Origin of the sequence: Methylobacterium variabile (assembly GCF_001043975.1) — a bacterium.
Taxonomy (GTDB): domain Bacteria; phylum Pseudomonadota; class Alphaproteobacteria; order Rhizobiales; family Beijerinckiaceae; genus Methylobacterium; species Methylobacterium variabile.
Genome location: NZ_LABY01000091.1, coordinates 24658 through 31282 on the forward strand (window position 1 = coordinate 24658; position 6625 = coordinate 31282).

General features: G+C 70.6%; 5 protein-coding genes. All 5 read left to right on the top strand.

The annotated features are described in order from the left end of the window. Nucleotides 1-9 precede the first annotated feature (9 nt). Nucleotides 10-873 carry a 5-oxoprolinase subunit B family protein gene (locus VQ02_RS14355; RefSeq protein ID WP_048444880.1) on the top strand — a complete coding sequence of 288 codons (864 nt, stop codon included), beginning with the start codon at nucleotides 10-12 and terminating at the stop codon, nucleotides 871-873. Between the two features lie 10 nt (nucleotides 874-883). Continuing rightward, entirely contained in the window at nucleotides 884-1846 is a 963-nt protein-coding gene (locus tag VQ02_RS14360; protein ID WP_048444881.1) for a 5-oxoprolinase subunit C family protein, read from the top strand. A gap of 217 nt (nucleotides 1847-2063) precedes the next feature. Then, complete coding sequence (locus VQ02_RS14365) at nucleotides 2064-3014, top strand: AraC-like ligand-binding domain-containing protein (protein WP_048444882.1); 951 nt, start codon at nucleotides 2064-2066, stop codon at nucleotides 3012-3014. Nucleotides 3015-3273: 259 nt separating this feature from the next. Beyond that, complete coding sequence (locus VQ02_RS14370; RefSeq protein WP_048444883.1) at nucleotides 3274-5298, top strand: hydantoinase/oxoprolinase family protein; 2025 nt, start codon at nucleotides 3274-3276, stop codon at nucleotides 5296-5298. Between the two features lie 5 nt (nucleotides 5299-5303). Next, on the top strand, nucleotides 5304-6625 hold a 1322-nt coding region (locus tag VQ02_RS14375), incomplete at its 3' end, for a hydantoinase B/oxoprolinase family protein (protein ID WP_048444884.1).

A 6625-nucleotide genomic window follows, 5' to 3' on the forward strand; every position in this document is an offset into this window, starting at 1 on the left:
CTCGCGATCATGCGCTACACGTTCGGTGGCGACGAGCACGTCTTCGTCGAGGTCGATGAGGCGATGTCCCTCGAAGCCTTCTTCCGCAGCCTCTCGATCACCAATGCGGTGCGCGACAGCCGCATCCGCGGCGTCACCGAGATCTGCCCGGCCAACGCCTCGTTCCAGATCAAGTTCGATCCCGACGTCATCGCCCCCGACGACCTGCTCAAGGAGCTGAGGAGCCTGGAGGGAGCCGGCGCCGGCGGGGCCGAGCTGAAGACCCGGATCATCGAGATGCCGGTCTTCTACGACGATCCCTGGACCCGCGAGACCCTGATGCGCTTCCGCGAGCGCCACCAGGATCCGCAGGCCACCGACCTCGAATACACCGCCCGGATCAACGGCTACCCGGACGTGCCGTCCCTGATCGCCGCCCATGCGGGCTCGCCGTGGTTCGTCTCGATGGTCGGCTTCGTGGCGGGCCTGCCGTTCCTGTACCAGATGGTCGAGCGCGACAAGCAGATCCAGGCCCCGAAGTATCTTCGCCCGCGCACCGACACGCCGAAGCTGACGGTCGGCCATGGCGGCTGCTTCGGGGCGATCTACTCGGTGCGGGGCGCCGGCGGCTACCAGATGTTCGGCATCACCCCGATGCCGATCTACGATCCGGCGCAAGAGATCAGCTATCTGCGCGACTTCATGATCCTGTTCCGGCCGGGCGACATCGTGAAGTTCCGGCCCGTCGGGCGGGACGCGTACGACGCCGCGGTGGAGGAGGTCGAGGCCGGGCGGTTCGCCCCGCTGATCCGGGAGGTCGATTTCTCGCTCGCCGCGTTCCAGGCCGATCCCACCGGCACCAACGCCGCGCTCCTGGGGGTGCTCCATGGCTGAGGCCGCGTCCATGATCGAGATCGTCAAGCCCGGCCTGTCGACCACGGTGCAGGACCTCGGCCGACCCGGCTACTACCATCTCGGCATCCCGCTCTCCGGGGCGATGGACCGGGAATCCCTGATCGCCGCCAACCTGCTGGTCGGCAACGACGAGGGCGCGGCCGGGCTCGAGGCGGTCTTCCTCGGCCCGGAGATCCGCTTCACCGCCGACGCCACCGTGGCGGTGACCGGGGCCGAGATGCCCCCGAAGGTCGACGGGGTCGAGCAGCCGGGCTGGACCGCCTTGCCCGTCCGGGCCGGGCAGGTCCTGTCCTTCGGCTTCCTCAAGGCCGGGGCGCGCGCCTACATCGCGGTGTCGGGCGGGATCGACGTGCCGGTGGTGCTCGGCTCGCGGGCGACCTACGCCCTCGGGGCGCTCGGCGGCCACGAGGGACGGGCGCTGAAGGCCGGCGACCGGCTCGCGATCGGGCCCGGGCGCCCGGCGGGGGAGGGGCGCAGCCTCCCGGCGGAGCTGCGGCGCAGGGGTGAGCCGGTGCTGCGGATGCTGCCCGGCCTCTACGACCACCGGGTCACGGGCGAGGCGGCCGAGCGGTTCCTGGCGGATACCTGGAAGGTGGCGCCCGAGGCCGACCGGATCGGCTACCGCTTCCGCGGCGGGCACGCCCTCGACTTCGTGCCGCGCGAGCCGCCCTTCGGCGCCGGCTCCGACCCCTCGAACATCGTCGACAGCTGCTACCCCTACGGCTCGATCCAGGTGCCGGGCGGCACCGAGCCGATCGTGCTGCACCGCGACGCGGTGTCGGGCGGCGGCTACTTCATGATCGGCACGGTGATTGCAGCGGACATGGACCTGATCGGGCAGCTCCAGCCGCACCAGCCCGTGCGCTTCGCCCGCACCGACATGGCGGGGGCGCTCGCGGCGCGGACGGAGAATGCGGGGCGGCTCGCCCGGATCCGGGACGCCCTCGCGTGAGCGGGGCGATCGCGGGCCGTGAAGCAACCCGGAGACCCGGTCTCCGGGGCATCGTCGTTGCGCACGTGCGCGTGAAGATCACTGCGCTGAGGATCAAGTCTTCGCGCACTCACGTGCAAGAGCGGGACGCCGGAACGCCGTCTACTGCGCTGGCCTGAGCCGGCAAATAGGTGCCGGGCAGCGATCCGGACCGTGGCAGCAGGAGGAGGATCGGGTGATGCAAACCGCGTTCTCGACCGCGCACGCCGAGCCGGCTGAGCGCAAGCGCGCCTGGAGCGAGGCGGTCAGCCGGACCTACTTCCCGCTCGAACTGGCTTTTCGCCCCGGCCCGGCCTTCTCCGGCGCCCTCGAGGTCTGGAGCCTCGGCGACCTGGCGATCTCCCGCAACGTCTCGGACGGCCTCGTCTACCGCCGCCACGCCCGCCACCTGCTCCAGGCCCACGACGAGAGCTTCCTCATCACCGTCCCGGAGCGCGCGGAAGTGAGCTTCAGCCAGGACGGCAAGCACGTGCGCTGCCGGCCCGGCGCCTTCCTGATCGAGCGCAGCCACCTGCCCTACGAGTTCGCCTATACGGAGCCGAACGCCCTCTGGGTGCTCAAGGTGCCGAGCCCCGTCCTGCGCGCCCGGATCGGGGCGCCCGAGCGCCTCGCGACCCTGAGCTTCGACGCCACGCAGGGCGTCGGCGCCCTCTTCGTCGACATGCTGCGCCTCACCGCGCCGCGGGTCCACGAGCTGGACGAGGCGGCCCGGGCGATGACCGGGCGCCACCTCGTCGACCTCCTGGCGCTCGCGGTCGAGGCCGACCCGCGCACCCTGGGCAGCCAGGCCTCCTCGGTCCAGGGCGCGCACCTGCACCGGGTCGAGCGCTACATCCGCGCCAACCTCGCCCGCGCCGATCTCGGACCGCAGGGGATCGCGGAGGCCTGCGGCCTGTCGGTGCGCTACCTGCACCAGCTGTTCGAGACGCAAGGGACCAGCGTCTGCGGGTTCATCCGCCGCCAGCGGCTGGCGATGTGCGACGAGGCCCTGCGCGACCCGGGCTGCCGCCGCTCCCTGTCCGAGATCGCCTATCGCTGGGGTTTCGGCGACCAGGCCCAGTTCAGCCGCCAGTACCGGGCCGAGTTCGGCTGCACCCCGCGGGAGGCGCGGGCGGCGGCGAGGGGGTGAGGGGGCGTCCGTCCTTCTCTCACCCACCGCGTCCTCCTGCCTCCGTCGTCATCCCGGGGCCGCGTCGCGGAACCCGGGATCCATAACCGCTGACATTCGAGAAGAGAGCTGACTGCGCCCCGCTTCATTCCGCGACTCAGTGGTTATGAATCACGGGCTCTCGCCTTCGGCAAGCGCAGGGATGACGCAGAGATTCAGTTTAAACCGCAAGCGTGATTGATCGCTCGAAATTATCCTTGCACAACGAGGAGGCTCCATCGTGCAGAACCTGCGCGTGGCCGTCGATGTCGGCGGCACCTTCACCGATATCTGCATCATGGACGAGGCGACCGGGCTGATCCGGATCGAGAAGACCGCGTCGTCGCGCGATCCGATCGACGGCATCCTGGCGGGCGTGGACAAGGCCGGCATCGACCTGTCCCGGGTGGCTTTGTTCTCCCACGGCACCACGGTCGCGACCAACGCCCTCATCACCCGGCGCCTGCCGCGCACCGCCATGGTCTGCACCGCCGGCTTTCGCGACGTGATCGAGATCCGGCGCGCCAACAAGGAGGATCTCTGGGACACCTACAAGGACGTGGTGCGCCCCTACGTGCCCCGGCGCGACCGCCTCACCGTGCCGGAGCGGATCGACGCGCAGGGGCGCGTGGTCACCCCCCTCGACGAGGCGGCAGCCCGCTCGGTCGCCCGGACCTTGCGCCGCCGCGAGGTCGCGGCGGTCGCGGTCTGCTTCATGAACGCCTACGTCAACGGCGCCCACGAGCGGCGGATGAAGGCGATCCTGGAGGAGGAACTGCCCGGGGTGCCGGTCTCGATCTCGTCGGGCGTGCTGCCGGAGATCTTCGAGCACGAGCGCTTCTCGACCACGGTGGTCAACGCGGCGCTCAGCCCTGTCGTCGTCGACTACACCACCCGCCTCGGCGAGCGCCTGCGGGACGGGGGCTATGCCCGCGACCTCCTCCTCCTGCACACCGGCGGCGGGGTGATGACGCCGGGCAGCGTCAAGGACTTCGCGGCGCGCCTCGCCGGCTCCGGAATCGCGGCGGGCGCCATCGCGAGCCGCCACATCGCCGGCTTGTGCGGCTACGCCAATTCCATCGGCCTCGACATGGGGGGCACCTCGACCGACGTGTCGCTCGCCTACGAGGGCCAGTCGCGGGTGACCAAGGACTGGCACATCGAGTTCGGCTATCCGATCCGCTTCGCGTCGATCGAGGTCCTGACCATCGGCGCCGGCGGCGGCTCGCTGGCCTGGACCGACGAGGCGGGCTCCTTGCGCAACGGGCCGCAATCGGCCGGCGCTTATCCGGGGCCGGCCTGCTACGGCAACGGCAACCGCCAGCCCACCAACAGCGACGCCAACGTGGTGCTCGGCCGCCTCGGCACGAGCCTGGCCGGCGGCAAGATCACCCTGGATCGGGACCTGGCGGCCGAGGCCGTGCGCGAGGGCGTGGCCGAGCCCTTCGGCCTGTCCCTGCCGGAGGCCGCCGACGCGATCCTGCGGGTCGCCAACGCCAACATGTCGGATGCTGTCCGGCTGATCTCGATCAGCCGCGGCTACGACCCGCGCGACTTCGCCCTCGTGGCCTTCGGGGGCGCGGGCGCCCTGCACGGGGTCGACATCGCCCGCGAGCTCGCGATTCCCGTCGTGATCGTGCCGCCCAACCCGGGCGTGACCTCGGCGCTCGGCTGCCTCCTCGTCGACATCCAGCACGACTTCTCGGAGAGCTACCTCGTCGGTGCCGCCGAGGCGGATCCCGGTGAGATCGAGGCCGAGTTCGGCCGCCTCGAGGCGGAGGCGCTGGCCCGCCTCGCCCACGAGGGCGTGGCCGACGCCGACATCGTGCTCCAGCGCAGCATCGACATGATGTACCAGGGCCAGTGGCGCTCGCTCGCCGTGCCGGCGCCGCGGCCGATCGGGGCGATCGCCGACCTGACCGAGGCGTTCCACCGCCACCACGAGCGGGAATACAACTTCCGCCGCGACGACGCGCCGGTCGGCTTCTTCCGCCTCAACCTCAAGGCGGTCGGCGTGGTGCCGAAGGCGGCGCTCGCCACCCACGAGCCCACCGGCGCGACGCCCGAGCCCGCGAGCCGCCGCCCGGTCTGGTTCGACGGCGACGCCCACGACACCCCCGTCTACGACCGCACCACCCTGCCGGCGGGGTTCCGCCTCACCGGCCCGGCGGTGGTCGAGCAGGTCGATTCCACCGTCCTGGTCCCGCCCGGCACCAGCGCGGAGGTCGATCGCTACCTGAACATCCTGATCCGGGTGAAGGAGTGAGCGCCATGGCCGAGACCCTCGACCCCGTCACCTTCGAGGTGCTGAAGAACGCCTTCATCACCAGCGTCGACCAGATGGGCGAGCAGATCCTGCGGACCTGCTATTCCTTCGTGATCTACAACCGCGACTTCTCGAGTGCGCTGCACGACGCCCGCGGCCATTCGGCGGCGCAAGGCAACCAGGACATCGCGGTCCATGTCGGCACCCTGCACTTCACCTGCCAGGACGTGATGCGGGCCTTCGAGGGCGACATGCATCCGGGCGACGTCTACGCCATCAACGACCCTTACGCCGGCGGCACCCACTTCTGCGACGTGCGCCTGATCCGGCCGATCTTCGCCGACGGCAAGATCATCGCCTTCAGCCAGTCGAACGGGCACTGGTCCGACGTCGGCGGCAGCGTGCCGGGCTCGTTCGACGTCACCGCCCGCGACATGTTCCGCGAGGGCCTGCGCATCACGCCGGTGCGGCTGTTCTCGAAGGGCCGCTTCTGCGCCGACGTCGCCTGCCTGATCGCCGCCAACACCCGCGATCCGGCCTCGATCATCGGCGACATCCAGGCCCAGGCCGAGGCGACCCAGGTCTGCGAGCGCGAGATCCTGCGCCTCGCGGAGAAGTACGGCCGCGAGACCGTCGAGACGGGCCTCGCCGCCGTCCAGGACTACGTCGAGCGCGCGGTGCGCCAGCGCCTCGCGGCGCTCCCCGACGGCGAGTGGGAGACGGTGGACTTCATCGACCGCGACCCGAGCGGGCCGGAGGGCATGATCCCGATCCGGATCAAGATGACGATCCGGGGCGACACCGTCACCTACGACTTCACCGGCAGCCATCCGACCATCGGGTCGATCTACAACTCGGCCTTCGGCGCCACCTTCTCGGCGGTGGCGGCGGGCATGAAGACCTTCTTCCCCGACCTGCCGCTCAACAGCGGCTTCTACCGCGCCTTCTCGATCATCGCGCCGGAGGGCTCCATCGTCGATGCCAAGTGGCCGGTCGCCGTCACCGGCTTCCTGATGCCGTTCGAGAAGATCATGAATGCGATCTACGAGATGTGGTCGCGCATCATGCCCGAGCGGGCCATCGCCTGCGCGTTCAACCTCGAATACCTGCTGACCGGCGGCCGCGACGGGCGCCGGGCCGACAGGCCGATCTACATGTTCTACGACTGGCTGCCCGGCGGCTGGGGCGGGCGCAACGGCAAGGACGGCAGCAACGTCACCACCGCCTGCTTCGGCACCGGCCTGATGTCGCAGCCGGTCGAGGGCCAGGAGCGGGCGAACCCGATCCTGACCACCGAGTACGAGATCCTGACCGACTCCGCCGCGCC